This is a genomic window from Cellulomonas sp. ATA003 (assembly GCF_031582905.1).
Lineage (GTDB): Bacteria > Actinomycetota > Actinomycetes > Actinomycetales > Cellulomonadaceae > Pengzhenrongella.
The window spans coordinates 3660601-3685641 of sequence record NZ_CP133990.1; the positions used below are offsets into that span (position 1 = coordinate 3660601).

Annotated in this window: 17 protein-coding genes, 5 pseudogenes and 1 riboswitch; of the genes and pseudogenes, 8 read left to right on the forward strand and 14 right to left on the reverse strand. The window is 74.4% G+C overall.

Annotation, left to right across the window (positions count from 1 at the left end):
• The first annotated feature begins 23 nt into the window (after positions 1–23).
• Positions 24–776, forward strand: coding sequence for an HAD-IIA family hydrolase (locus tag REH70_RS18120; protein ID WP_310754400.1), 753 nt, complete (start codon positions 24–26; stop codon positions 774–776).
• Here REH70_RS18120 and REH70_RS18125 read toward each other — a convergent pair.
• The 4 genes and pseudogenes from REH70_RS18125 to REH70_RS18140 all read right to left on the reverse strand — a co-directional run bounded on the left by REH70_RS18125 (position 773) and on the right by REH70_RS18140 (position 2881).
• Entirely contained in the window at positions 773–1042 is a 270-nt protein-coding gene (locus REH70_RS18125; RefSeq protein ID WP_310754483.1) for a hypothetical protein, read from the reverse strand. The two genes, REH70_RS18120 and REH70_RS18125, sit on opposite strands and share 4 nt — an antisense overlap.
• Before the next feature lie 47 nt (positions 1043–1089).
• Positions 1090–1308: pseudogene (locus tag REH70_RS18130) on the reverse strand (phosphotransferase); the annotation flags it as partial.
• Between the two features lie 208 nt (positions 1309–1516).
• Positions 1517–2077 carry an orotate phosphoribosyltransferase gene (pyrE, locus tag REH70_RS18135; protein ID WP_310754402.1) on the reverse strand — a complete coding sequence of 187 codons (561 nt, stop codon included), beginning with the start codon at positions 2075–2077 and terminating at the stop codon, positions 1517–1519.
• Positions 2078–2110: 33 nt separating this feature from the next.
• Complete coding sequence (locus REH70_RS18140) at positions 2111–2881, reverse strand: SDR family NAD(P)-dependent oxidoreductase (RefSeq protein WP_310749490.1); 771 nt, start codon at positions 2879–2881, stop codon at positions 2111–2113.
• 37 nt (positions 2882–2918) lie between these two features.
• Here REH70_RS18140 and REH70_RS18145 point away from each other — a divergent pair.
• Both REH70_RS18145 and REH70_RS18150 read left to right on the forward strand, forming a co-directional pair.
• A pseudogene (locus REH70_RS18145) lies at positions 2919–3715 on the forward strand (exodeoxyribonuclease III).
• A complete protein-coding gene (locus REH70_RS18150; protein ID WP_310749492.1) occupies positions 3712–4362 on the forward strand; it encodes a DUF4190 domain-containing protein in 651 nt (216 codons plus the stop codon). The pseudogene REH70_RS18145 and the gene REH70_RS18150 overlap by 4 nt, the downstream one beginning before the upstream one ends.
• A gap of 16 nt (positions 4363–4378) precedes the next feature.
• On the opposite strand, the pseudogene clpB reads toward REH70_RS18150, so the two are convergent.
• Positions 4379–7008 (reverse strand): annotated as a pseudogene (gene clpB / locus REH70_RS18155) (ATP-dependent chaperone ClpB).
• 288 nt (positions 7009–7296) lie between these two features.
• Here clpB and REH70_RS18160 point away from each other — a divergent pair.
• From REH70_RS18160 to REH70_RS18170, 3 genes are read left to right on the forward strand one after another with little or no spacing between them, the layout of a single operon-like run.
• On the forward strand, positions 7297–8781 hold the full coding sequence (locus REH70_RS18160; RefSeq protein ID WP_310749494.1) for a hypothetical protein: 1485 nt from the start codon (positions 7297–7299) through the stop codon (positions 8779–8781).
• A 51-nt stretch (positions 8782–8832) separates the two neighbouring features.
• Entirely contained in the window at positions 8833–9321 is a 489-nt protein-coding gene (locus REH70_RS18165; RefSeq protein ID WP_310749496.1) for an alpha/beta hydrolase, read from the forward strand.
• Complete coding sequence (locus REH70_RS18170) at positions 9294–9812, forward strand: hypothetical protein (RefSeq protein WP_310749498.1); 519 nt, start codon at positions 9294–9296, stop codon at positions 9810–9812. Before REH70_RS18165 ends, REH70_RS18170 begins: the two co-directional genes overlap by 28 nt.
• Positions 9813–9817: 5 nt before the next feature.
• Here REH70_RS18170 and REH70_RS18175 read toward each other — a convergent pair whose 3' ends face one another.
• The 3 genes from REH70_RS18175 to REH70_RS18185 form a co-directional block, all read right to left on the reverse strand.
• Positions 9818–10432 (reverse strand): TRIC cation channel family protein, encoded by a 615-nt coding sequence (locus REH70_RS18175; RefSeq protein WP_310754403.1) that lies wholly within the window; start codon positions 10430–10432, stop codon positions 9818–9820.
• Between the two features lie 100 nt (positions 10433–10532).
• On the reverse strand, positions 10533–12371 hold the full coding sequence (locus tag REH70_RS18180) for an EAL domain-containing protein (RefSeq protein WP_310749500.1): 1839 nt from the start codon (positions 12369–12371) through the stop codon (positions 10533–10535).
• Positions 12372–12446: 75 nt separating this feature from the next.
• The gene (locus REH70_RS18185; protein ID WP_310749502.1) at positions 12447–14921 is read right to left on the reverse strand and encodes a PEP/pyruvate-binding domain-containing protein; all 2475 of its coding nucleotides are present in this window, start codon (positions 14919–14921) and stop codon (positions 12447–12449) included.
• Positions 14922–14977: 56 nt separating this feature from the next.
• Between REH70_RS18185 and REH70_RS18190 the strand changes: the two genes are divergently transcribed.
• Complete coding sequence (locus tag REH70_RS18190) at positions 14978–15211, forward strand: hypothetical protein (protein ID WP_310749504.1); 234 nt, start codon at positions 14978–14980, stop codon at positions 15209–15211.
• Between the two features lie 79 nt (positions 15212–15290).
• On the opposite strand, the pseudogene REH70_RS18195 reads toward REH70_RS18190, so the two are convergent.
• The 3 genes and pseudogenes from REH70_RS18195 to REH70_RS18205 form a co-directional block, all read right to left on the reverse strand.
• Positions 15291–15952, reverse strand: a pseudogene (locus REH70_RS18195) (methionine ABC transporter permease).
• Positions 15949–17052 (reverse strand): ATP-binding cassette domain-containing protein, encoded by a 1104-nt coding sequence (locus REH70_RS18200; RefSeq protein WP_310754404.1) that lies wholly within the window; start codon positions 17050–17052, stop codon positions 15949–15951. The pseudogene REH70_RS18195 and the gene REH70_RS18200 overlap by 4 nt, the downstream one beginning before the upstream one ends.
• A 113-nt stretch (positions 17053–17165) precedes the next feature.
• Positions 17166–18074 carry a MetQ/NlpA family ABC transporter substrate-binding protein gene (locus REH70_RS18205; RefSeq protein WP_310749508.1) on the reverse strand — a complete coding sequence of 303 codons (909 nt, stop codon included), beginning with the start codon at positions 18072–18074 and terminating at the stop codon, positions 17166–17168.
• Positions 18075–18288: 214 nt separating this feature from the next.
• Positions 18289–18388: riboswitch (SAM riboswitch) on the reverse strand.
• A gap of 153 nt (positions 18389–18541) precedes the next feature.
• Between REH70_RS18205 and REH70_RS18210 the strand changes: the two genes are divergently transcribed.
• Positions 18542–19744: an FAD-dependent oxidoreductase gene (locus REH70_RS18210; RefSeq protein ID WP_310749510.1), complete on the forward strand. Its 1203-nt coding sequence runs from the start codon at positions 18542–18544 to the stop codon at positions 19742–19744.
• A 90-nt stretch (positions 19745–19834) separates the two neighbouring features.
• Here REH70_RS18210 and REH70_RS18215 read toward each other — a convergent pair whose 3' ends face one another.
• The 3 genes and pseudogenes from REH70_RS18215 to REH70_RS20935 all read right to left on the reverse strand — a co-directional run bounded on the left by REH70_RS18215 (position 19835) and on the right by REH70_RS20935 (position 24863).
• A complete protein-coding gene (locus REH70_RS18215; protein ID WP_396134773.1) occupies positions 19835–21049 on the reverse strand; it encodes a hypothetical protein in 1215 nt (404 codons plus the stop codon).
• A pseudogene (locus REH70_RS18220) lies at positions 21047–24201 on the reverse strand (NAD-glutamate dehydrogenase); the annotation flags it as partial. The gene REH70_RS18215 and the pseudogene REH70_RS18220, both read right to left, overlap by 3 nt.
• Complete coding sequence (locus REH70_RS20935) at positions 24183–24863, reverse strand: hypothetical protein (RefSeq protein ID WP_396134575.1); 681 nt, start codon at positions 24861–24863, stop codon at positions 24183–24185. The pseudogene REH70_RS18220 and the gene REH70_RS20935, both read right to left, overlap by 19 nt.
• Between the last annotated feature and the right edge of the window lie 178 nt (positions 24864–25041).

Here is a 25041-nt window from a genome sequence, read left to right on the forward strand (position 1 = left end):
CGATCCAGTGCTGGCTGTCCGACATGGACGGCGTCCTGGTCCACGAGGGGTCGGCGATCCCGGGGGCCGCGGACTTCATCACCGCGCTGCGCGACCACGCGCGGCCGTTCCTCATCCTCACCAACAACTCGATCTTCACCCCGCGCGACCTGCGGGCGCGCCTGGCGGCGAGCGGTCTGGAGGTGCCTGAGGAGGCCATCTGGACCTCCGCCCTGGCCACCGCGCAGTTCCTCTCCGACCAGGTGCCGGGCGGCAGCGCGTACGTCATCGGCGAGGCCGGCCTGACGACGGCGCTGTACGAGACCGGCTACACCCTGACCGACTCCGACCCCGACTACGTCGTGCTGGGCGAGACCCGCACGTACTCGTTCGAGGCGATCACCAAGGCGATCCGGCTCATCCAGGGCGGCGCGCGGTTCATCGCGACCAACCCGGACGCGACCGGCCCCAGCAAGGAGGGCGACCTCCCCGCGACCGGCGCGGTCGCCGCGCTCATCACCCGGGCGACGGGGCGCGAGCCGTACTTCGTCGGCAAGCCGAACCCGATGATGTTCCGGTCCGCGCTCAACCGGATCGACGCGCACTCCGAGCACACCGCGATGGTCGGCGACCGGATGGACACCGACATCGTCGCGGGCATCGAGGCCGGCCTGGAGACCTACCTCGTGCTCACCGGGTCCACCCGGGCGTCACAGGTCGAGCACTTCCCGTTCCGTCCGGCCCACGTCGTCGACTCGATCGCCGACCTCGTCGACCGCGTGCGCGACGGCGGCTAGCTGAGCTCCTCGGCGTGGGCCTCGACCCAGGCGGCGTCGCGCCGGTAGAGGGCGGCGTGCGCCCGCAGGTGCTCGTGCCCGGGCAGGTCGGCCCGCTGCGCGGTGAGGTCCGCAAGCTCGGTGAGCCGCTCCACCACCGTGCGGACGACCGCCGCGGGGACCAGCGGGTGCCCGTACGCGTCGAGCAGCAGCACGAGGCGGCGCCGTCGCTCGGCGGGGCTGCCCGGCAGCGCGTCGTCGTGGGCGGGGTCGGCGAGGGCACCCACCGGTAGGCGAGGTACGCGACGTCCCACACACGCGGACCCGGTGAGGCGGTGTCCCAGTCCAGGACGCCGACCACCGCACCGGCGCGGAAGACCACGTTGTACGGCGCGAGGTCGTTGTGGCAGATCACCTCGACGGGCTCGTGCGTCGGCAGCCGCCAGCGGGCGTCGCCCGGCGTGAGCGCGAACGACGCGGTCGACGCGTGCAGCCGGGCCAGGCACCGCGCGACGTCGACCAGGACGGCGTCGTCCCACACCCACGGCGGCATCGGGTACTGCGGGACGTCACCCGGCAGGTAGGTCAGCACCTCGCGACCGTCCTCGTCGAGGCCGAGCGGCCGCGGGACGACGTCGACCCCGTCGGCGAGCAGGTGCTCCAGGAGCCGGTGCACCGTGGGGTCCACGGCCCGGCCGTGCGCCGGACGGTGTCCCCGCGCCGGACGGGGTCGCTCATGCTGCCGCCGGCGAGCACCTCGGTTAGAGACCCAGGTCCGCCAGGCCGAAGAGCGCGTGGTACGGCACACCGAGTGCCTCGATGCGCTCCTGGGCGCCGGTCGCCCGGTCGACGATCACCGCGACGGCCACCACCTCGGCGCCGGCCTCCCGAGCGGCCTCGACCGCGGCGATCGGCGAGGAGCCGGTGGTGCTGGTGTCCTCGAGGACGACGACGCGGCGTCCGGCGATGTCCGGGCCCTCGACCCGGCGCTGCATGCCGTGCGCCTTGGCCTCCTTGCGGACGACGAACGCGTCCAGGTCCTGCCCGCGGGACGCCGCCGCGTGCAGCAGCGCGGTCGCGACCGGGTCGGCGCCGAGCGTCAGCCCACCGACGGCGTCGACGTCGGCGGTCCCGAAGCCGAGCTCCTCGAGCCGGTCCAGCAGGACGTGGCCGACCAGCGGCGCGGCCCGGTGGTGCAGGGTCACGCGGCGCAGGTCGACGTAGTAGTCGGCCTCGGCGCCGGAGGACAGCGTCACGCGACCGCGCACGACGGCGAGCTCGGTGATGAGGTCGCGCAGCTGCTCGCGGGGCGTCGGGGACATGACGGGGGTGTCGGCGGGAGTCACCGGGCGAGGCTAGCGGGCACGAGCCGCCGCACGGTGCGAGCCGAGCGCGCGCACGACCGAGCGCGGCAGCGTACGGAGGACGCCGGACGCGACGCGGTAGCGCACGCTCGGGGTGGAGATGACGGCGCCGCGGCGCACGTCGGCCAGGGCGGCCGCGACGACGTCGTCGGCGTGCAGCCAGGCGATCTCGGGCAGCGCGGTCATGTCCAGCGCGGCGCGCTCGTGGAACTCGGTGTGCACGAAGCCGGGGCACAGCACGGTCGCGGTGACCCCGGTGCCGTCCAGCTCGACCGCGAGGCCCTCGGTGAAGGACCGCACCCACGCCTTGTGGGCGGAGTACGTGCCGGACGCCATGAGCGCGGCCACCGACGCGACGTTGAGGATCGCGCCACGCCCGCGCGTGGTCATCTGCGCGGCGGCGGCGTGGGACAGCACCATCACGGCGCGCACCATGACGTCGAACGCGGCCTCCTCGCGCGCGAGGTCGCCCCCGACGAACCGCTGCCGGACGGCGAACCCGGCGTTGTTCACCAGCAGACCGACCGGGCGCTCGGTCGCCGCCAACCGCGCGGCGACGCGCTTGACGTCGTCGCGGTCGGACAGGTCGGCGCCGAGGACCTCGACCTGCACCCCGGCGGCGGCGTGCAGCTGGCCGGCCAGCCGCTCCAGGCGCTCGGTGTCCCGGGCGACCAGCACGAGGTCGTGACGCGCGGTGGCGAGCTGCCAGGCGAACTCGAGCCCGAGGCCCGCGGTCGCCCCGGTGATCAGTGCGGTACCCATGCGGCTCACCCTACGGGCGGCGGCTAACCTGGCGCCCGTGCGCCTGGCCACCTGGAACATCAACTCCGTCCGGTCCCGGGTGGACCGTGCCGTCGCCTTCCTCGAGCGGACGGGGACGGACGTGCTCGCGCTGCAGGAGACCAAGTGCAAGGACGAGCAGTTCCCGCGCGAGCCGTTCGAGGCCGCGGGCTACGAGGTGGCGACCTGGGGGTGAACCAGTGGAACGGCGTCGCGATCGTGTCGCGGGTCGGGCTGGACGACGTCGAGCGCGGCTTCCCCGGTCAGCCCCGGTGGGGTGAGGAGCCCGCACTCGAGGCGCGTGCGATGGGCGCGACGTGCGGCGGGGTGCGGGTGTGGAGCCTGTACGTGCCGCACGGGCGCACCGTCGGGAACCCGCACTACGAGTACAAGCTCGCGTGGCTCGACGGGTTGCGTGAGCAGGCCCGGGGCTGGCTCGACCCGGTCACCGGCGACCCGGCCGCTCCGGTCGCCCTGGTCGGGGACTGGAACGTCGCGCCGCGGGACACCGACGTGTGGGACCTCGCGGTGTTCGCCGACCAGACCCACATCACCCCGCCGGAGCGGGCGGCGTTCGCGGCGTTCGAGGGGGCCGGGTACACCGAGATCACCCGCGTGCACGTGCCCGAGGACCGCCTCTACACCTACTGGGACTACCAGCGGCTGCGGTTCCCGCGGAACGAGGGCATGCGCATCGACTTCGCCTACGTCTCCCCCGCCGTCGCCGCGCGCACCACGGCGGTGACGATCGAGCGCGACGAGCGCAAGGGCAAGGCGCCGTCCGACCACGTGCCGGTCGTGCTGGACCTCGCATGAGCTGGGCACCGCCGGAACCCTTCTACGCACCCGGCTGGGACGAGCCGCGTCGACGGTTGGACGGATTCGCCGTCGCCGCGTTCGTGACCGCGGTGGTCGGGCTCGGCGTGGTCGGGATCGGGCTCGGGATCGCGGCGATCGTCCGGGCCCGCCGCGGCCGCACGACCGGGCGCGGGCTGGCCGTCGCCGGGGTGGTGATCGGCGCGGTGTGGACCGTCGCGCAGGTCGTCGTGGTGACCTCCCTCGTGGTGAGTCACCTCGCGACCCGCCCGCTCCCGGAGGTCGACGGGCCGCAGTCCGCCCACGTCGCCCAGGTCGCGACCGGGCACTGCCTGAGCGAGCTGCCCGCCGACGGCGACGTCGGGCCCGTCGAGGTCGTGCCGTGCGACCAGCCGCACGCCGCGCAGGTCATCTCCGAGTACCGCTTCGCCGACGACGCCGTCTGGCCCGGGCAGGACGGCGCGCACCGGCTGGTCGCCGGTGGGTGCCGACTCAGCCGCCCCGAGGTCGACGCCGGGGCCGAGGTGTCCACCTGGGCGCCGACGCAGTCGTCCTGGGAGGACGGCGACCGCACCGGCCTGTGCCTCGCGCACGTCCCGGGCGGCTTCACCGGCTCGATGCTCGACGGCTCGGCCGACCTCGGCTGAGCCGTCCGAGCTCACGTCACCGAGCGGCGGGCACCGGCGCCTCCCGGGCGGTGAGGACCAGGCCGCGGGAGTCGTCGTCGGGCCGGTCGACGACGACGGTCTGGCCGTCGTGCACCTCACCGGCGAGCAGCATCCGCGCGAGCCCGTCGCCGATCTCGCGCTGCACCACCCGACGCAGCGGTCGCGCGCCGTACGCCGGGTCGTAGCCCTCGAGCGCGAGCCAGTCGGCCGCGGCGGGCGTGACCTCGACCCGCAGGCGACGGTCCGCGAGCCGGTCGTTCAGGCGGCCGACCTGCAGCTCGACGATCTGCCCGATCTCCGCGAGGGACAGCGCGTCGAAGAGCACGACGTCGTCGAGCCGGTTGAGGAACTCCGGCTTGAACGCACCGCGGACGGCGCTCATGACCGCCTCGCGCTTGGCCTCGGCGTCGAGCAGGGGGTCGACGAGGAACTGCGACCCGAGGTTCGACGTCAGCACGAGGATGACGTTGCGGAAGTCGACCGTCCGGCCCTGGCCGTCGGTGAGGCGGCCGTCGTCGAGCACCTGGAGCAGGATGTCGAAGACCTCCGGGTGCGCCTTCTCCACCTCGTCGAGCAGGACCACCGAGTACGGCCGGCGCCGGACGGCCTCGGTGAGCTGGCCACCCTCCTCGTACCCCACGTACCCCGGGGGCGCCCCGACGAGCCGAGCGACCGCGTGCTTCTCGGAGTACTCCGACATGTCGATGCGGACCATGGCGCGCTCGTCGTCGAACAGGAAGTCCGCGAGCGCCTTGGCGAGCTCGGTCTTGCCGACGCCCGTGGGCCCGAGGAACAGGAACGACCCGGTCGGCCGGTCGGGGTCGGACACGCCCGCGCGGGACCGCCGGACCGCGTCGGAGACCGCGCGCACCGCCGGGGTCTGGCCGATGAGGCGGGACCCGAGCACGTCCTCCATGCGCAGCAGCTTCGCGCTCTCCCCTCGAGCAGGCGTCCGGCGGGGATGCCGGTCCAGGAGGAGACGACCTCGGCGATCTCGTCCGGGCCGACCTTCTCGGCGATCATCGGCTCGGGCGTGGGCCCGACGGCGTCCGCCATGGACCCGCGCTGCTCCTCCGCCTCGGCGGCGTCGAGCTCGCGCTGGACCTCGGGGATCTCGCCGTACTGCAGTCGGCCGGCGTCGTCGTAGCGGCCGTCGCGGATCGCCCGCTCCGCCGCCATCTGCAGCTCCTCGAGCCGCGCCCGCAGGTCGCCGACACGGTTGTGCCCGGCCTTCTCGGCCTCCCAGCGGGCGGTGAGCGCCCCGAGCTCCTCCCGGCGGTCGGCCAGGTCGGCGCGGAGCCGCTCGAGCCGCTCACGGGAGGCCTCGTCGTCGGCCTCGGCGAGGTAGGCCTCCTCCATCTGCAGCCGGGTGACCGCGCGCTGCAGCTCGTCGATCTCGACCGGGGAGGAGTCGAGCTCCATCCGCAGCCGCGACGCGGCCTCGTCGACGAGGTCGATCGCCTTGTCGGGGAGCTGACGACCCGGGATGAACCGGTCGGACAGGCTCGCTGCCGCGACCAGCGCGGCGTCGGAGATGGTGACCTTGTGGTGCGCCTCGTAGCGCGGGGCGATGCCGCGCAGGATCGCCACGGTGTCCTCGACGCTCGGCTCGCCGACGTAGACCTGCTGGAAGCGACGCTCGAGCGCGGCGTCCTTCTCGATGCGCTCGCGGTACTCGTCGAGCGTCGTGGCGCCGACGAGGCGCAGCTCGCCGCGGGCGAGCATGGGCTTGAGCATGTTGCCGGCGTCCATCGATCCTTCGGACGCGCCCGCCCCCACGACGGTGTGCAGCTCGTCGATGAAGGTGACGACCTCGCCGTCGGAGGACTTGATCTCCTCCAGCACGGCCTTGAGCCGCTCCTCGAACTCACCGCGGTACTTCGCTCCGGCGACCATCGCGCTCAGGTCGAGGGAGATGAGCCGCTTGTCTCGCAGGGACTCCGGCACGTCCCCGGCGACCATCCGCTGGGCGAGGCCCTCGACGACGGCGGTCTTGCCGACGCCCGGCTCACCGATGAGCACCGGGTTGTTCTTCGTGCGACGGGAGAGCACCTGCACCACGCGGCGGATCTCCGAGTCGCGACCGATCACCGGGTCGAGCCGGCCGTCCCGGGCCGCCTGGGTGAGGTCGACGCCGTACTGCTCCAGAGCCTTGTAGGTGCCCTCCGGGTTGGGGCTCGTGACCCGGGCGCTGCCGCGGACCGACGGCAGGGCGGCGTGCAGCGCGTCGCGGGTCGCGCCCGCGGTGCGCAGCGCGTCGGCGGCGGGGCCGGTGCCGGCGGCGAGGCCGAGCAGCAGGTGCTCGGTCGAGACGTACTCGTCACCGAGCGCCTGGGCCTCGGTGCGGGCGGCGTCGAGCGCGGCCGACGTCGCCCGGGACGGCACGGGCTGCGCGACGGCGGAGCCGCTCGCCGAGGGCAGCGCGACGAGCGCGGTGCGCACGGCACGGCCGATCGCGGTCCGGTCGGCCCCGACGGCGTCGAGCAGCGACGTCGCCACCCCCTCGGCCCCGAGCAGCGCGTTCAGCAGGTGCACCGGCTCCAGCTGCGGGTTGCCCGCAGCGGTCGCGCTCTGGATGGCGTCGCCCAGGGCCTCCTGGGTCTTGGTGGTGAGCTTGGTGTCCATGGGTCCTCCTGATCCTGCACGTGAGCCGCTGTCCGCGGCGTCCTGACGAGCACAACCACCGCAGACTTGAGTCTGTTCCACTCAATGTTATCGCCACCGTGGTCGGTCCGTCCCGGCGCCGGCGGTGAGCCGATGGGGGAGCACGGAGCGGATCCACCCTCCCGCCGGCCGCCACGCGGTACGTTTCCGGCCGCCGGTCCGACCAGCCCGTCGATCGGCGCGCGCCGATGTGCACTGCTGCACCGGTGGCGCACGCCGACGAGCGGCCGGGCGAAGAGCGAGGACGCCGTGAACGAGGTCGAAGCCGCCGACGTGGAGGTGCTGCGGCGCGCATGGGCCGCCGGGGCGGACACGCAGGACGAGCTGGCGGCGGTCGGGGCGCTGCTGCAGTCCCTCGCCGACGACGACCTGGACGTCCACCGAGCACGGAACCTCCTCCTGCGCGGCCGACCCGCCGACGCACTCGCGGTCCTGCCGCAGGTCTCGCGGGACGACGTCCTCGCGGGCCGGGTCCGCGACTGGACCGACCTCGTCGCCGCGGCGTGCTGGGCGGCGCAGGGCGACGAGCGCGCGCTGGGCATCCTCCTGCGGCACGGCGCGCAGATGAACGGGAGCGCCGCTCAGCGGCACGCCTACCTCGTGGGGGCGGCCGCCGAGCAGGCGGGACGCACGGAGGTCGCCGACCAGGCATGGCGCCTGCTGTTCGACACCGCGCCCGTGACCGACCACGTCTTCGTCCGGGCACTCACGGCTCAGATCGCCCGGCGCGACGCGCAGGACGCCTCGCGCGCAGCAGAGGCCGTCGTCGGCGCAGCGCAAGCCCTTCTCGAGTGGCACGGCGCGGACCCGGACGGGATCGCGCTGGTCCGTGACGTGGTCGACCAGCTCGTGGCGCGCGGTGATCGCGCCGGCGCGGCTCTGCTGACCCGCGCGCTCGTCCGGATGCGTCCGGGCAACGAGCGCCTGGCTGCGGCCCATCGCGACCATCCCGTGCGCAGGTCACCGCTGCTCGAGCACGGTGCTCAGGTGGCGGGTGTGCTGGCCGGTGGCGGCCTCGTCGCGATCGCGGTCGCCACCGACGTTCCCGCGATCGTGGGACTCACCGGCGTGCTGGTCACGATGGCGGCACCGGTACACCGCCTGCGGACCGCCCGGAGCATGAGCCCGGCCGACGACAGGGTGCTGCGCGAGATCGACGGCGTCCCCATCGACGCACCCGCCAGCCTTCCCGCTCTCGCCCGCGCACCGTGGTGGCTCGTGCTCGCCATGATGCTTCCCCTCTCCGCCCTCGTCGGGTTCCTCGTCGCGTTCGTCGTCGCGATCCCCTTCGTGCCCGCCGAGGTCGAGCTCGGTGACGACCCGGTCGTCGACGGCGCCGTCTGGGGAGGGACCGTGGTCCTGACGATCGCCGTGCTCGCCCTCCTGCTGCGCCTGCGTCGCCGCAACGGGGTGCGTCTGGCGGAGCGCCGACGTCAGGAGGAGCACCGGACGTGGACCGCCTCGGTGGGTGAGTGCCTGTGCTGGACGCACGAGGCGTTCCGGGCGCCGTTGGCCGGGGAGTACCTCACGAAGCACCTGCGCCCGGTGTCGGAGGGCTCCGGTGCTGCCGTCGCGCGTTCGGTGGAGGGCGGGACCGCGGCGGAGTGCCCCGTGACCGGCGCCCGATGGCTGGTCCTCGGCGGGACCGACGGTGCGGTCCGGTACCTGCTGCGCGCTCCGGCCGTCATGGCGCCGGAGCCTGCCGCGGCGCGCGAGGTCGGCGGGTACCTGTAGTCCGGCGCCCTGCCGGACCGTGTGGACACCTGCACCTGGCACGATCGAGCCATGACGGCAGTCGACGAGGCCAGCGCGCCCGACGTGCTGGGACCAGGGTGGACGGCCCGGACCCTGACGCTCACCCCGGACCGCGAGGGCGACGTCGTCGCCACGCTCGTCCACCGGGAGGCGGACGAGCCGACCGGCACACCCCGGCGGGGCGCCGTCCTGTACGTGCACGGGTACGTCGACTACTTCTTCCAGCGGCACCTCGGCGACGTGTGGGCCGCGCACGGGTACGCGTTCTACGCCCTGGACCTGCGCAAGTACGGCCGGTCGCTGCGCCCGTGGCAGACGCCCAACGACGTCACCGACCTGCGCGACTACGTCGAGGACCTCGACGCCGCGGCCCGGGTGATCCGCGAGCGCGACGGTCACGACACGCTCGTCGTCCTCGGCCACTCCACCGGGGGCTGCTCGCGTCGCTGTGGGCCCACGCGCGGCGCGGCCGCGGGGTCGTCGACGCCGTCGTGCTCAACAGCCCGTGGTTCGACCTGAACCGCGACTGGTGGCAGCGCGTCGTGCTGACCCGCGTGCTCGACGTCGTCGGCGGCGTCGCCCCGCACCTCGTGGTGGGACGCATCGGGGTGCACTACGGGCAGAGCCTGCACGTGGACTCCGGTGGTCCGTGGGACTACGACCTGACGTGGAAGCCGCACGAGGGCTTCGGCGTCCGCGCCGGCTGGATCCGGACGATCCGCCGCGGGCACGCCCGCGTCGCGCGCGGGCTCGACATCGACTGCCCGGTGCTCCTGTGCTGCTCGACGCGCAGCGGGCCGCACGACCGCTGGCACCCCGACCTGGCGACGACGGACTCGGTGCTCGACGTCCGGCACATGGTCGCCCGCGCGACCGGCCTCGGCGACGACGTCACCGTGGTGCCGATCCCGGACGGCGTGCACGACCTCGCGCTCTCCGGGCCGGTGGCCCGGCAGCGCTTCTTCGACGAGATGCTGGCGTGGACGGACGAGCACCTGCCTCGACCGTGAGGGGGTCAGCCGAGGGGCGGGCGGGGTGCGGGAGCCTGCCAGTTGCGCCACAGCGCGAGCAGACGCAGGGTCACGACGAGCGCCACGCTCCCCCACGTGATCGCGGGGTGGGCGACGCCCGCCCACCACGCCACCGCCACGACGCTGGCGCCGAGGACGGCCGGGATCGCGTAGAGCTCCCGGTGCGCGAGCACCCGCGGCGGCTCCCCGGCGAGCAGGTCGCGGATGGCCCCACCACCCACCCCGGTGAGCACGCCGACGACCACCGCGGTGTGCGGGGTGGTGCCCAGCTCGAGCGCCTTGAGGGTGCCGGCGACCGCGAAGAGCCCGAGCCCGACGGCGTCGAGCACGAGGACGAGCTGCTGGATCCGTGACACCCGCGGGTGGAAGAAGAACGTCAAGAGGCCGGCGGCGGTCGCGGCGGCCAGCAGCCGCCAGTCGGAGATGTTCACCGGGGGGACCGCGCCGATGAGGACGTCCCGCAGGATCCCGCCGCCCAGGCCCGCTGCGGCCGCCAGGACCAGCACCCCGACGACGTCGAACCGCTTGCGCACCGCGGCCAGCCCGCCGGAGAGCGCGAAGGCGAAGACGCCGACGAGGTCGAGCGCCAGCAGGGCCAGGACCCGGTGTCCAGCGCGGTGGTGGCGTCGAGGGGCGGCACGGGTGAAGGCTAGGCCGCCGCCCCGGGTGCTCGCGCTCCTCGACCGGCGGGTGGTCGGGTCAGGGGACCGGCGCGGCGTGGTCGAGCTGCGAGGCCGGCATGGGCCGCGCGTAGAGGTAGCCCTGCGCCTGGGTGCACCGCAGGTCGCGCAGGATCGCCGCCTGCTGCTCGGTCTCCACGCCCTCGGCGACGACGTCCAGGTGCAGGCTGCGGGCGAGCTCGATGATCGAGGAGACCAGGGTCGTCGCGGCCCCGCCCGAGCCGAGGTCGCTGACGAAGGACCGGTCGATCTTCACGCTGTCCACCGGCAGGCGCCGCAGGTAGGACAGGCTCGAGTAGCCGGTGCCGAAGTCGTCGATGGCGATGCGCACGCCGAGCGCGCGGAGCCGGGTCAGGCGGGCGGTGACGGCCTCGACGTCCCGCACCAGGACGCCCTCGGTGATCTCCAGGGTCAGCCGGCGCGCCGGGAGCCCGCTGACGGCGAGCGCGTCCGCGACCAGCCCGAGCACGGCGTCGTCGGCGAGCTGGCGGGGGGACAGGTTGACCGCGACGTCGACGGGGGCACCACCGGTACGCGCCCACGCGGCCGCCTGCGCCGTCGCGGTCCGCAGCACCCACGCGCCGATCGCCAGGATGTGCCCGGAGTCCTCCGCAAGCGGGATGAAGACGTCCGGCGGCACGGCGCCCCGCTGCGGGTGGTGCCAGCGCAGCAGCGCCTCGTACCCGAACGACCGGCCGTCGTGGAGCATGACGGTCGGCTGGTAGTAGACCTCGAGCTGGTCGCCGTCCAGCGCACGGGCGAGGTCACCGGTCAGCTCGGCCTTGTCCCGCGCGGCCCGGTCCATGCCGTCGGCGTAGGCGACCACCTGGTTCTTGCCGGTGGCCTTGGCGAGGTACATCGCGAGGTCCGCGTTGCGCAGCAGCGACTCGACCGATCCCTCGGGGTCGGTGGACGGGTCCGCGATCCCGACGCTCGCGGTGACCGCCACGGTGCGCCCGTCGACGTGCACGGGGTCGGCCAGCGCCCGCACGACGCGACCGGCGACCTCTCGCGCCGCCGCCGGCTGTCCCAGCACGAGCAGCGCGAACTCGTCCCCGCCCAGCCGGGCCACGAGGTCCCCGCCGCGCACGCAGCCACGCAGGCGCCCGGCGACGCTCTCGAGCAGGTGGTCGCCCGTGCTGTGGCCCATGGAGTCGTTGACGTCCTTGAAGTCGTCGAGGTCGATGAACAGGACGCTGACCGCGGCGCCGCGGCGCAGGACGCCGGCGAGGGTCTCGCGCAGCAGCGTGCGGTTGGCGAGGCCGGTCAGCGCGTCCCGCAGCCCCTGCTGCTCGTTGAGCCGCCACGCGGCCAGGTGCGCGAGGCTCGCGGCGAGGATGAAGCACCCGTGGATGAGCGCCCACGTCAGGGGGTGGTGGAGGGCCGCGCCGTGGCCGTAGACGGCGTGCGGGTGCATCGACCCCACGATCCCGTGGTGCAGCAGGACGATCGCGAGGCCGACACCGAACGGCACCCAGTCCTGGTAGAGGGCGACGACGCCGACCATGACGAAGAAGTGGAAGTGCATCTCGGTCAGCCCACCGGTCAGGTGGACGGCCGCGACCGAGGCGGCGAACAGGCTGACGCTCGAGGCGAACGAGCGCGCCGCACGGGGCAGCCGCTGCGGCACGGCGACGACGAGGGGACCGGCGATGGCTCCGAGCCAGGCCAGCACGACCGCCGGCCCGTGCCCGCTCACGGCGGCGAAGATCGCGATGCCGATCGCCTGCGCCGCGGCGATCCGGATGATGGCGTGGTGCCGGCGACCCCACACGTCGTCGGCCAGCATCCGGCCGGTGGGCAGCGCCTGCCCCACGCGCTGCACCCGCGCGGCGATCGTCGACGTGTCGAGGCCCATGCCCGGCCCATCGGCAGACGGTGGGCAGAACTGACCGCTCGCCCGTGCCGGCGGGAAGACCGGTCGAGGGGACCGTCAGCCGTCGGCGGTCACCGCGGCCCGCACCACGCCGGCGTCCCCGTCGACGTGGACCACCTGCCCCGGCTGCAGCACGGCGGTGGCGGTCGCGGTTCCCATCACCGCCGGGATGCCGTACTCGCGCGCCACGATCGCCGCGTGCGAGGCGAGCCCACCGTGGTCGACGACGACGGCCGCCACCCGCTGGAACAGCGGCGTCCAGGACGGGTTGGTCGCGGCGCACACGAGCACGTCACCGGATCGCACGGTGGCGAACTCGTCCGGCCCGCGCACCAGGCGCACCGGCCCCGTGGCGCTCCCGCCACCGCCGCCGACGCCGCTGACGAGCGCGTCCGCGTCCCGGCGGCCGCGGCGGCGGCGGCCGTAGAGCGTGGTCGTGCCGATCAAGGGGCTCGCGGCGAGCTCCGCGTACGCCGACCGCCGCCGTCGGACGGCGCCGCGCAGGTCGACCGCGGCGTCGCCCGTCGCGGTGCGGTGGTCCACCGTCGCGGTGCGGTCGTCGACCGTCGCGAGCTCGTCCAGGGTCAGCATCCACACGTCCTCCGCGTCGTCCAGCAGCCCGCGGCGCTGCAGCCGGCGCCCCGCCTCCTCGACCGCGCGCCGGACCGGTGGCATGGTCCGGGTGAGCTCGAAGTGGGTGTCCTCGCGGAAGGCCACCCCGGCCGCGGCCCGGTGGACCAGTCCCTCGAGGCGCGCGCGGGAGCGGGTCAGCCGCACCACCGGGTGCCGGAGCAGCACCTCACGGGCCGCCGCGCTCCGGGTGCGGGCGTCGCCGCCGCCGCGCTCGTCCAGCAGCACCCGCACCAGCCTCAGCACCGTGCCGGGCGCCTCGCCCCAGCCCGGGTCGCGCACCAGCAGGATGCTCGTGGTCTCGCGGTGGCCGAAGGTCGCGGCGAAGTCGTGCAGCCGCGCCCGCAGCCCGGCCGCCGCGTCGTCGTCGGCGACGAGCGCGGCCGCCCCCGTCGGGTCCGCAGCGGTGAACGCCGCGACCAGCCGCGGGTCCTGCCGCACGAGGTCCGCGAGCGCGCCCAGGGCCGCGTTGGCCGCCTTGGTCGCGGTCGGCGCGTCGAGGACCAGGTCCCCGAACAGCCGGCCGCGGTGCAGCACGGCGAGCAGCACCCGCAGGCGGCCCAGCGCCAGGCCGGCCGCCGGCAGGTGGTCGACGCGCAGACCGGTCACCAGGTCCACCAGCTCCGCCGCGCGCGCCGGGACCGCGATCAGGTCGGCCCACGCCGACCCGGCGGGGTCGGTCGCGCCGAGTGCGTCGACGCCGTCGCGGTAGCGGCCGTACCGGGGGTCGGACCGCCAGTCGTCGAGCCGCACGTGCCGCGCCCGCCGGAGCGACCGCCACAGCCGGACCGGGGTCCGCCGGGTGGGCCGGGGGCTCGGCGGCACGAACGCCTGGACGTCGTCGTCGTCGGCCGGCAGCAGCGCGTCGAAGCGGAGCGCGACACCCGCCGCGCCCGCGAACATGCGCTCGAGGTGCGTCGCGACCGTCGGCCGGATCCACGCCGTGAGCTCCATCGGCAGGGGCCGCCGCGGCAGCAGCTCGAGCAGGACGGGTCCGACGCGGCGCTGGACCGGACCGAGCCGGACCGGTGGGGGCGGCAGCGCGGTCATCGGCCGGGCCTGCAGGACCCACAGTCGCGTGCCCTGGATCGCCCACTCGACGTCCTGCGGACGCCCGAAGTGCGCGGCGACCCGGCGTCCGACGTCGGCCAGGCGCACCAGGTCGACGTCCGGCACTGCGGGGAGCTCGCCGCCGGGGACCCGGTGCATCCCCGTCCCGTCGCCGTGGGCGGTGAGGACGACCTCGCGCCGGCCCGCGCGGCGCTCGACGACCCGGCCCCGGGCGTCCAGCACGGCGTGGTCCGGCGTGACCAGCCCGGAGACGACCGCCTCGCCGAGCCCGGGGCTGGAGTCGACGACGACGCGCGACCGGTCACCGGTCACCGGATCCGCCGTGAGCAGCACCCCCGCGTGGTCCGCGACCACGAGCCGCTGGACGACGACCGCCATCGCCACCTCGGTCGCGTCGATCCCCAGGCGCTGCCGGTAGGCCACGGCGCGCTCGGTCCACAGCGACGCCCAGCACCGGCGGACCGCGGCGACCACGTCGTCGGCCCCGAGCACGTCGAGAAGGGTGTCCTGCTGGCCGGCGAAGGTCGCGCCGGGCAGGTCCTCCGCGGTGGCGCTCGACCGCACCGCGACCGGACCGGCGCCGAGCTGCGCGTAGGCCGCCCGGATCGCGGCCGCCACGTCACGCGGTACCGGTGGCGCCGCGACGTCGTGCGTCGGTGGCGGCTCGGTGCGGCCGTGGGCGAGCCGGTAGGCCGCGGTGGTCACCACGAAGCCGTCCGGGACGTCGAAGCCGGCGCGGACCAGCTCGCCCAGGTTCGCGCCCTTCCCACCGGCCAGCGGCACGTCACCGCTGCCCAGGTCCGACAACGCGCGGCAAAGGGCGCCCGCCATGACCCCACCGTAGCGAGCCGTGGACTCCTGGTGGGGAGGGGCGATCTCCTACCGTCGTGGCATGCCCCGGACGCGCCACCCGCGAGATCGCGAACCCCGCCCAGGTCCGCATGTTCGACGACGTCGAGGTCGGGCGGCGCGTCGCCCCGCACCTGCGGGTCGCGTTCGAGGTGGACGACGCCGCGTCGACCAGGAGCTCGACGCCCCCGAGCAGCGGGCTGCGGAGCCCGGCGCCGGGACCGAGGCCACGCGCGGCTAGGTGCACCGGTGGCGGCCGGCCGGCCGGCTGAGCGCGCCGGTCGCAGCGGAGCCGCCCGGCCGAGGGAACGGCTCACCCGGGCCCGGTCCGCCGGCCGGCGCGCCCCGCGGTCAGCGGCGCAGGACGCGCCGCGCCAGACCGTTGCCCACCATCTGCGCCCCCTGGACGACGATGATGATGACGCCCACGGTGACCCACGTGACGGCCGGGTTGAACCGCTGGTAGCCGTACACCAGCGCGAAGTCCCCGAGGCCGCCCCCGCGACCGCTCCCGCCATGGCCGACATGTCCACGATCGCCACGAACAGGAACGTGTAGCCGAGGATCAGCGGCCCCAGCGCCTCCGGGATGATGATCGTGCCGATGATCCGCAGGCGGCTCGCGCCCACCGCCCGGGCGGCCTCCACCACGCCGGGGTCGAGCGCGACGAGGTTCTGCTCGACGATCCGTGAGGTCCCGAAGATCGTGATGATCGCCATCGGGAAGATCACCGCACGGGTCCCGAAGCTGGCGCCGGTGACGCTGTGGGTCAGCGGCAGGATGGCGGTGATGAAGATGATGAACGGGATCGGCCGGAAGATGTTCACGAGGACGTTGAGGACCGAGAACACCCCGCGGTTCGCGAGCACGTTGCCGGGCCGGGTGACGTAGAGCAGCGTCCCGAGGGCCAGACCGCCGAGCCCGCCCGCCGCCAGGGTCGCCGTGACCATCCACAGCGTCTCGCCCAGCGCGGTCAGCAGCAGCGGCCAGAGGTTGGTGCCCCCGTCGGTCATCGGACCTCCTCCGAGGACGCGCCGCCGACGGCGGCTGTGGTGGCGGTGGTTCGGGACGGCAGCGGCCGGCCCGCGTCGTCGTACTCCACGACGTCGGACCGCACCCGCAGGTCGTCCAGGACGGCGTCGACGCGGTCCGGGGCGCCCACGAGCTCGAAGGTGAGGGAGCCGAGCGGTCGGGCCCCGACCTCGGTGATGCCGCCGAACACGACGGAGGCGTCGACGTCGTGGGCGCGGAAGGTCTCCGTCAGCGGGGTGCGGTCCTCACCGGTGACCTCGCGCACGGTCACCGTGACGATGCGGCCGGGATGGCGCTCCCGCAGGCGCGCGACGACGTCGGGTCCGGGCCGGTCGTGCAGCGCGGTCCCGATGAACCTCCGCGTCACGTCCCGCTGCGGCGCGGAGAAGACGTCGTACACGTCACCGAGCTCGACGACCTTCCCCGCCTCGAGGACCGCGACCCGGTGGCACAGGTAGGAGACGACCGCCATCTCGTGGGTGATGACGACGATCGTCACGCCGAGCTCGGTGTTGATCCGCCGCAGCAGGTCCAGGACGTCCCGCGTGGTCTCCGGGTCCAGGGCGCTCGTCGACTCGTCGGCGAGCAGGAGCGCCGGCGACGTCGCGAGCGCCCGGGCGATGCCCACACGCTGCTTCTGCCCGCCGGAGAGCTGGTCCGGGTACTGGCGCGCCTTGTCGCCCAGCCCGACGAAGTCCAGCAGCTCGGCGACGCGCTCCTCGCGCCGCTTGCGCGACCAGCCGGCGACGCGCAGCGGGTAGCCGACGTTGCCGGCGACGGACCGCGAGGACCAGAGGTTGAACTGCTGGAAGATGAACCCGATCCCGGTGCGTGCGCGGCGCAGCTCGCGCTCCGACGCCCGGGTGAGCGACTGCCCGTCGACGACCACGTCGCCGCTGTCGGGGAGCTCGAGCGCGTTCATCAGCCGGACGAGCGTGCTCTTCCCGGCGCCGGAGTAGCCGATCACGCCGAAGATCTCGCCCTTGGCGATGTCCAGGCTCAGGCCGTCGACCGCTCGGACGGGTCCCTCCTTGCCGGGGAACACCTTCGTCACGTCGCGCAGCGACACCATCGTGGTCATCAACAAGCCGTCCTCGTCGGGCGCCCGGTGGCGCGGTCCTCGGCGTGCGGTGGTGTTCGCCGGAGCGGCGGCGGTGCGGGTGGTCCCCGCACCGCCGCCGCCGGCGGTCATGGTCAGCCGGCGTCGCTGGTCCGGACGAGCTCCTCGAGCTCGGCCAGCTCCGCCTGGAGCTCCTCCGGCGGGACGACCTCGGTGATCGCGGTGCCGCCGTTCTGCTCCTCGAGCGCCTCCAGCACCTCCGGCGACTGGTAGATCTCCACGAGCTCGAGGTACGTCGGGTCGTCGGCGTCCTCGGCCCGCGCGACCCAGACGTTCAGGTACGGGCGCGCGGCCTCGGTGTCCTGCAGGTCGGAGTAGATCGCCGTCGTCGGGTCGATGCCCGCGTCCGTCGCGAAGTTGTTGTTGATGACGGCGGCGTCCAGGGTGTTGACCTGCACCGCGGTCTGGTTGGCGTCGACCGGGACCACGGTCACGCGCGACGCCTCCTCGTCGATCTGGGCCGGCGTCGAGAACGCGTTGCCGCCGCCCTCGAGCTCGATCAGCCCGGCCGACTGCAGCACGAGCAGCGCGCGCGCCTGGTTGACGACGTCGTTCGGGATGGCGATCTCGGCGCCGTCGGGGATGTCGTCCGGGGACTCGTAGCCCTCCGTCGTGTAGAGCCCGAGCTGGTAGAGCGCCGTGGACCCGACCGGCACGAGGTCGTCGTCCGCGGCGACGTTGTAGTTCGCCAGGTACAGCAGGTGCTGGAACTGGTTGAGGTCGAGGTCGCCCTGGCTGAGGATCGGGTTCGGCTGGGTGTAGTCGGTGAAGTTGACGAGCTCGACCTCGATCCCGGCCTCCGCCGCGAGCTCCTCGAAGGTGCGCCAGTAGTCCTGGGCCTGGTCGGCGACGCCGATCTGGATGGGGCCCTCGGGCTCGGCCCCGCCGGCGGCCGCGCCGTCCGCACCGTCGGCACCGCCGCACGCCGCGAGGCTCGCGGCGACGGTGGCGGTGGTGAGGAGTCCTGCGATGGTGCGCTTCATGGGGGTGGTGCCTCTCTGGGGTACGGGTGCTCGGGGATGCCCGGCGGCGTGCGCCGGTCGCGGGACTGGCCCGGACGTGGTGGTGCGAAGGGTGGCAGCGCAGCGCTGCGTGGGACGGCGTCCGTCGGGCCCGGGGCGGGGGTGCGGTCGGACGGTCGGTCCCCGCCGTCCCCGACGTCTCGTCGTGGGTCGCCTGCGTGCTCGGTCGCCAATGCCTCCATCGGTCCTGGCGGTAGCACCCATGTCGGGACACGGTGGTCCCCGGGTTGCTGCGGCGTCGTCGAGCCAGATCTCTCGGCCGCTCTGGATGGTCGAGGTGATGGTAGGAACGCCGACCGCGGCACGTCCAGCCACAACCCTCGGTCGCCCAAATAGCGAGATGTTTCTCTCGTCATTCGACACGCGCTCGGGGTGGGCGGTCACAGTGGGGCACGGGGTGCGCCCGGCACCGGGTGGGAGGAGCGACCATGACGGACAGGGTCGACGTCGACGTCGCCGTCGTCGGGGGCGGCGCGATGGGTTCCGCCGCGGCGTGGCAGCTCGCCGGCCGCGGGCTCGACGTGGTGCTGCTCGAGCGGTTCGCGCCCGGGCACGTGCACGGTGCGTCCCACGGGGCCTCCCGGCTGTTCCGCCACAGCTACCCGGAGCCGGACTACCTCGACCTGGCCGAGGAGGCCCGTCGGCTCTGGCGCGAGCTCGAGGACGTCGCCCGGACGGAGCTGCTGACGATCACCGGGGGCGTGACCCACGGCCCCCGCATCGACCCCCACCTCGCCGACGCGCTCTCCGCCCGCGGGGTGCCGTTCGCCTGGCTCGCGCCGGACGAGGCAGCCGAGCGGTGGCCCGGGCTGCGGTTCGACGGACCGGTGCTCCACGAGCCGCACTCCACCGGGCGGCTGCACGCCGACCGGGCCGTCGCCGCCCTCCAGCGCGCCGCCGGCCGGTCCGGCGCCACGGTGCGGCACGAGGCCCCCGTCCGCCGGCTCGAGATCGCGCTCAGCGGGGACGCGGTCCGGGTGGTCACCGACGGGGGCTCCGTGGTCGCCCGACGCGTGGTGGTGACCGTGGGCGCGTGGTCGGCCGCTCTCCTCCAGGGCGTCGCCGGCTTCCCGGCGGACGCCGGAGCGTGGCCGCTCGTCGTCACCCAGGAACAGCCCGCGCACTTCGCGCTGCGGGACGGCGCGCCGGCTCTCGCCGACTGGCCGGGCTTCGTGCACGCCGTCGCCCCCGGGACCTGGCCCAGCGTGACCTACGGCCTGGCCACCCCCGGTGAGGGGATCAAGGTCGGCTTCCACGGGACCGGGCCGGTCACCGACCCCGACCGGCGCACCTTCGCCCCGGAGCCGGCGCAGCTCGAGCAGCTGCGGTCCTACGTCGCCCGGTGGGTCCCGGGCGCCGACCCGGACGTGCTCGACCCGATCTCGTGCACCTACACGACCACGCCGGACAGCGACTTCGTGCTCGACCGACGGGGTCCGGTCGTGGTGGGCGCGGGCTTCTCCGGGCACGGGTTCAAGTTCGCCACCGCGATCGGCCGCGTCCTCGCGGACCTCGCCGACCCGCGGACGCCGTCGTCCGGCACCGCGCGCGGCGCCGGCGAGCGGTTCGCGCTCGCCCGTCTGGTCACCGGTGCCTCGTCGCGCGCCACCGCGCCGTCCCGGGCGCGCTGACCCGCCGGGCGCAGCTGACGACGACCTGACGTGATCGCCGGCGGTCGAGCCGCGGCCCGTCGTCCCGCCGTCAGTCCGAGCCGGCCCGGATCACGGAGCGCAGCGAGCGCAGGGCGACCGACAGGGGGCGAGCTCCACCCGATCGAGGCCCTTCATCTCCTCGATGGTCCGGCGCGTGCGGGCGAGCTGGCCGGCGTTCTCCTGCTCCCAGGCGGCGGTCCGCTCCTCGACCGAGCCGTCACCGTCCAGGGTGAGGACCGAGCGCGTGAGCGCCTCCAGCGCTGCGTAGAGGTCGTCGCGCATCGCCCCCCGGGCGAGGGCCTGCCAGCGGTCGCCGCGCTCCAGCTGCGCGATGCGGTCCAGCAACGCGCTCGCGCCGTAGCGCTCGGACAGGTGGAAGTACAGCCTCGCCACCTCGTCGGCGTCCTCGGTGGCATGGGTAGCCGTCTCGGCGACGTCGAGGAGCGCGAACTCGTCGAGCAGCCCGGCGTACCGGGTGGCGAGCTCCTCGGGGACGCCGAGGGCCAGCATCTCCTCGGCACCCCGGCTGATCCGCTCGTGGTCGGACCCGACGAGGAGTTCACCCATGCGGCCGCGCCAGCGCCGGACGACCGGGGCGAAGCGCCCGATCTCCGCGGCGACGTCGAAGTCGTCCCGGACGTTGCGCAGGAACCACCGGACCGACCGGTCCAGCAGGCGCCGGAACTCCAGGTACATGGTGGTCTGCACGCCCACGTCCACGACGTTGTCCAGCGCCTCGACGGCGTCGACGTACTCGCGCAGCCCGAACAGCTCGCGGCAGACCGCGAAGGCACGGGCCACGTGCTCCACGCTCGCCCCCGTCTCCTCCACCGCGCGGGTGACGAAGGTGATGCCGCCGCGGTTCACCATGTCGTTGACGAGGCACGTGGTGACGATCTCCCGGCACAGCGGGTGGCTCTCGAGCCGGTCGCCGTACCGCTCCACCAGCGGCTGCGGGAAGTAGTCCCGCAGCAGCCGGCGGCTCCACGGCTCGTCCGGCAGCGCTGTGGCGAGCAGTCGGGCGGCCAGGGTCATCTTCGAGTACGCGGCGAGGACGGCGAGCTCCGGGCTCGTGAGCCCCAGGTGGGCGTCCTTGAGCGCGTCGAACTCGGCGTCCGTGGGCAGGAGCTCCAGGGCACGGTCCAGCAGCCCGTCCGCCTCGAGCGCGCGGACGAACTGGTGGTGCACGTGGAGCATCGACGGGGCCAGCCGGCGGGCGTTGCCGAGCAGCACGTTCTGCTCGTAGTTGTTGCGCAGCACCAGCCGACCGACCTCGTCGGTCATGGCCTCCAGCAGCTGGTCGCGCCCCTCGCCGGTGAGGTCGCCGTCCTCGACCACCGCGTTGAGCAGGATCTTGATGTTGACCTCGTGGTCGGAGCAGTCGACGCCGGCCGAGTTGTCGATCGCGTCGGTGTTGATGTGGACGCCGGACCGCGCCGCCTCGACCCGCCCGCGCTGGGTGAACCCGAGGTTGCCGCCCTCCCCGACGACCCGGACCCGCAGGTCGGCGCCGTCGACCCGGATGGCGTCGTTGGCCTTGTCACCCACCTCGGCGTGCGACTCGGTCGAGGCCTTGACGTAGGTGCCGATGCCGCCGTTCCAGAGCAGGTCGACCGGCGCGGTCAGGATCGCCGACAGCAGCTCGGCCGGGGTCAGGTGGGCGGGCCGGCCCTCCAGGCCGAGCACCCTGGCCACCTCGGGGGTGATCGGGACCGACTTCGCGGACCGGGGTGCACGCCTCCGCCCGGGCTGATCAGCGCGGGGTCGTAGTCGGCCCAGGACGAGCGCGGCAGCCCGAACAGCCGGCGCCGCTCGGCGAAGGACGCCGCCGCGTCGGGGTCGGGGTCGAGGAAGATGTGCCGGTGGTCGAACGCGGCCACGAGGCGGATGTGCTCGCTGAGCAGCATCCCGTTGCCGAACACGTCACCGCTCATGTCCCCGACCCCGACGACGGTGACCTCCTGCGACTGGGTGTCGACGCCCAGCTCCCGGAAGTGCCGCTTGACGGACTCCCACGCTCCCCGGGCGGTGATCCCCATCGCCTTGTGGTCGTAGCCCGCCGACCCGCCCGACGCGAAGGCGTCGCCGAGCCAGTGCCCGTACTCCGCCGAGACCGCGTTGGCGATGTCCGAGAAGGACGCCGTCCCCTTGTCCGCCGCCACGACGAGGTAGGCGTCGTCGCCGTCGTGCCGCACGACCCGGGGCGGTGGCTGCACGCGGCGACCGCCGGGGGCGGAGTCGTCCGCCACGATGTTGTCGGTGACGTCGAGCAGCCCGCGGATGAACGTCCGGTAGCAGCGCACCCCCTCGGCGAGCCAGGCGTCGCGGTCGACGGCCGGGTCGGGCAGCGCCTTGCCGACGAACCCTCCCTTCGCGCCGGTCGGCACGATCACCGCGTTCTTGACCATCTGCGCCTTGACGAGCCCGAGCACCTCGGTGCGGAAGTCCTCCCGGCGGTCGCTCCAGCGCAGACCTCCGCGAGCCACGGCCCCGAACCGCAGGTGCACGCCCTCCACGGTGGGCGCGTAGACCCAGATCTCGAACGCCGGCCGCGGCTCCGGCAGGTCGGGGAGCCGGGTGGGGTCGATCTTGAACGAGGTGTAGTCCTTGGGCCGGCCGGTCGCGTCGCGCTGGTAGAAGTTCGTCCGCAGCGTCGCGGTGATGACGCGCAGGAGCGACCGCAGGATGCGGTCGTGGTCGAGGCTGGCGACGTCGTCCAGGGCGGCCTCGATCCTCTCGGTGAGCGCGGCCGCCGCCTCGGCGCGGCCGGCGACGTCCGCGTCCGGGGCGCCGTCCGGGGTGCCGTCCGCACCGTCCGGGGCGCCGTCCGCGGGGCCCGCGGCGTCCGTGGGGAGGAACCGGGCCTCGAACAGCTGCACCAGCAGCCCCGTGATGCCCACGTTGGCGGCGAGGCAGCCCTCGACGTAGTCCTGGCTGAAGGTCGACCCGGCCTGGTGCAGGTACTTCGTGTACGCACGCAGGATCACGACCTGGCGCCAGGTGAGGCCGGCCCGCAGCACGAGGTGGTCGAGCCCGTCCGACTCGGTGCTGCCCTGCCAGGCGGCCAGGAAGGCCTCGGTGAAGGTGGTGTGGGCGTCGTCGGACGCGGCCTGCACCGGGAACCGGAGCCCGAAGTCGTAGATCCAGGCGGTCGTGCTGTCCGGACGGCGCAGGTGGTAGGGACGCTCGTCGATCACCTCCACGCCGAGGTTGCGGAAGTACGGCAGGACGGCCGTCAGGGACAACGGTGCGTACCGGAACAGCTTGAACCGCCGCTCCTGCGGGTCGGCGCCGGGTGGTCGGTACAGGTCCGTCGCGAACGCCCGCTCCACGGCGCCGGCGTCCCCGGCCGCCGCGCGGTCCCGGGTGTCGGCGGCCAGCCGGTCGAGCCGGCGCAGGTCCCCCACCGCGACGCTCGCCGGGAAGTCCTCCTTGTACGCCTCGGGGAAGGACCCGCCCCACACCCGCTGCATCCGGGCCGCGACCTCGTCACCCAGGTCGTCGCGCAGCGACTCGGCCAGGTCCTCCTCCCAGCTGCGGCAGGCGTCGACGAGCCGGGCCTCCAGCGCGCGCTCGTCGACGTCCGGGACCTCGTCACCGGGCGCGACGCGCAGCACGAAGTGCAGACGCGCGAGGACGGACTCGCTGACCCGGGTGGTGAAGTCGACCGACTCGGCATGCAGAGCGTCCTTGAGGATGCCCTCGATCCGCAGCCGGATCGCCGTGGTGTACCGGTCGCGCGGCAGGAAGACGAGGGCGGACATGTAGCGGCCGTACACCTCGCGGCGCAGGAACAGCCGCGTCCGCCGACGCTCCTGGAGCCGCAGGACCGCCAGCGCGGTGGTGTAGAGCTCCTCGACGTCCACCTGGAAGAGCTCGTCGCGCGGGTACGTCTCCAGGATGGCCTGCAGGTCCTTGCCCGAGTGCGAGTCCGGCGCGAAGCCCGACCGGGCCAGGACCGCGTCGACCTTGGCGTCCACGAGCGGCACGCGCCGGACGCTCTCGGTGTAGGCCGCCACGGAGAAGAGCCCGAGGAAGCGGCGCTCGCCGACGACGCGGCCGGTGCTGTCGAACGACTTCACGCCGACGTAGTCGAGGTAGGCGGGCCGGTGGACCGTGGCGCGGGAGTTGGCCTTCGTCAGCACGAGCACCCGGCGCTCGCGCGCCTTGGCACGTGCTCGCGCCGGGAGCCTGCTGAAGCCGCCGCTGTTCTGCCCCGCCGCGGACCGCAGGATGCCCAGACCGCTGCCGGGGGCGGCGCTCAGCGCCTCCTCGCCGCCGGCGTCCGCGAGCGCGTACTCGCGGTACCCGAGAAAGGTGAAGTTGTCGTCCGCGAGCCAGTCGAGGAACCGTGCCGCCTCGGCGGCCTCGCCCTCCAGGTCGGACGGCGGCTGCTCGCGGAGCTCGCGGGCGAGCGTCAGCGCCGCCGTGCGCATCGCGGGCCAGTCCTCCACGGCGGCGCGGACGTCGTCGAGCACGCCGTGCAGGGACGACGTGAGCGCCGCGAGCGCGGCCTCGTCCGGCTCCCGGTCGATCTCGACGCGGATCCATGACTCCACGCGGGCGTCGGCGGCCAGGGCGCGTCCGTCGTCCTCGCCGGCCGCGGACGGCGACACGTCGAGCACCTCCACGAGGTCGCCCCCTCGTCCCTGCGGACGAGCAGGGTCGGGTGGATCACGAGGTGGATCCCGCGGTGCTGGCGGGAGAGTTCGGCGGTCACGGAGTCGACGAGGAACGGCATGTCGTCGTTGACGATCTCGACGACCGTGTGGCCGCCGCCCCGGCCGTGCTCCTCCACGGGCGGCGTGTGCAGGCGGACGTTGGCTGTCCCGTCCGGCCGCCGGGAGGCGAGCTCGCGGTGGCGCAGCACGCACGCAGCGAGGCCGTCGGGGCTCCACGCCGCGAGGTCCTCGTCGGCGACGTCCCGGACGTACCGGGTGAGGAGCACGCGGAGCTCGTCCGCCGGCAGGTCGCCGCGGTCCCCGGCCCCGACAGCCGCGTCGATGGCCTGCGCTCGTGAGTCGTCGACAGAGGGCATCGTGGCGGACCACCTCAGTGTGAGCACCGGTGAGCGCACGCTTCGCGCATGCGGGCGCATCTGACCTCACGACCCTAGACCGATGGGGTGCGCAGCGTCCGTCGGGCCGTCCACCCCGAGGAGCCGGCCTGCCGGGATGCCTCTTTACATCGTTGTAGACCGTGGTCATACTCCTGCGTGACTGCTGGCACGCACCATGCAGCGACGCATGCCCGAACGACGGCAGCGTCCGCGACGA

Excerpts from the sequence above, each read along its gene's own strand:
- REH70_RS18120 (WP_310754400.1), top strand. The coding sequence starts at position 24 with ATGGACGGCGTCCTGGTCCACGAGGGGTCGGCGATCCCGGGGGCCGCG.
- pyrE (WP_310754402.1), bottom strand. The coding sequence starts at position 2,077 with ATGTCCCCGACGCCCCGCGAGCAGCTGCGCGACCTCATCACCGAGCTC.
- REH70_RS18140 (WP_310749490.1), bottom strand. The coding sequence starts at position 2,881 with ATGGGTACCGCACTGATCACCGGGGCGACCGCGGGCCTCGGGCTCGAG.
- REH70_RS18150 (WP_310749492.1), top strand. The coding sequence starts at position 3,712 with ATGAGCTGGGCACCGCCGGAACCCTTCTACGCACCCGGCTGGGACGAG.
- REH70_RS18165 (WP_310749496.1), top strand. The coding sequence starts at position 8,833 with ATGACGGCAGTCGACGAGGCCAGCGCGCCCGACGTGCTGGGACCAGGG.
- REH70_RS18180 (WP_310749500.1), bottom strand. The coding sequence starts at position 12,371 with ATGGGCCTCGACACGTCGACGATCGCCGCGCGGGTGCAGCGCGTGGGG.
- REH70_RS18185 (WP_310749502.1), bottom strand. The coding sequence starts at position 14,921 with ATGGCGGGCGCCCTTTGCCGCGCGTTGTCGGACCTGGGCAGCGGTGAC.
- REH70_RS18200 (WP_310754404.1), bottom strand. The coding sequence starts at position 17,052 with ATGACCACGATGGTGTCGCTGCGCGACGTGACGAAGGTGTTCCCCGGC.
- REH70_RS18205 (WP_310749508.1), bottom strand. The coding sequence starts at position 18,074 with ATGAAGCGCACCATCGCAGGACTCCTCACCACCGCCACCGTCGCCGCG.
- REH70_RS18210 (WP_310749510.1), top strand. The coding sequence starts at position 18,542 with ATGACGGACAGGGTCGACGTCGACGTCGCCGTCGTCGGGGGCGGCGCG.
- REH70_RS18215 (WP_396134773.1), bottom strand. The coding sequence starts at position 21,049 with ATGACCGACGAGGTCGGTCGGCTGGTGCTGCGCAACAACTACGAGCAG.
- REH70_RS20935 (WP_396134575.1), bottom strand. The coding sequence starts at position 24,863 with ATGCGCCCGCATGCGCGAAGCGTGCGCTCACCGGTGCTCACACTGAGG.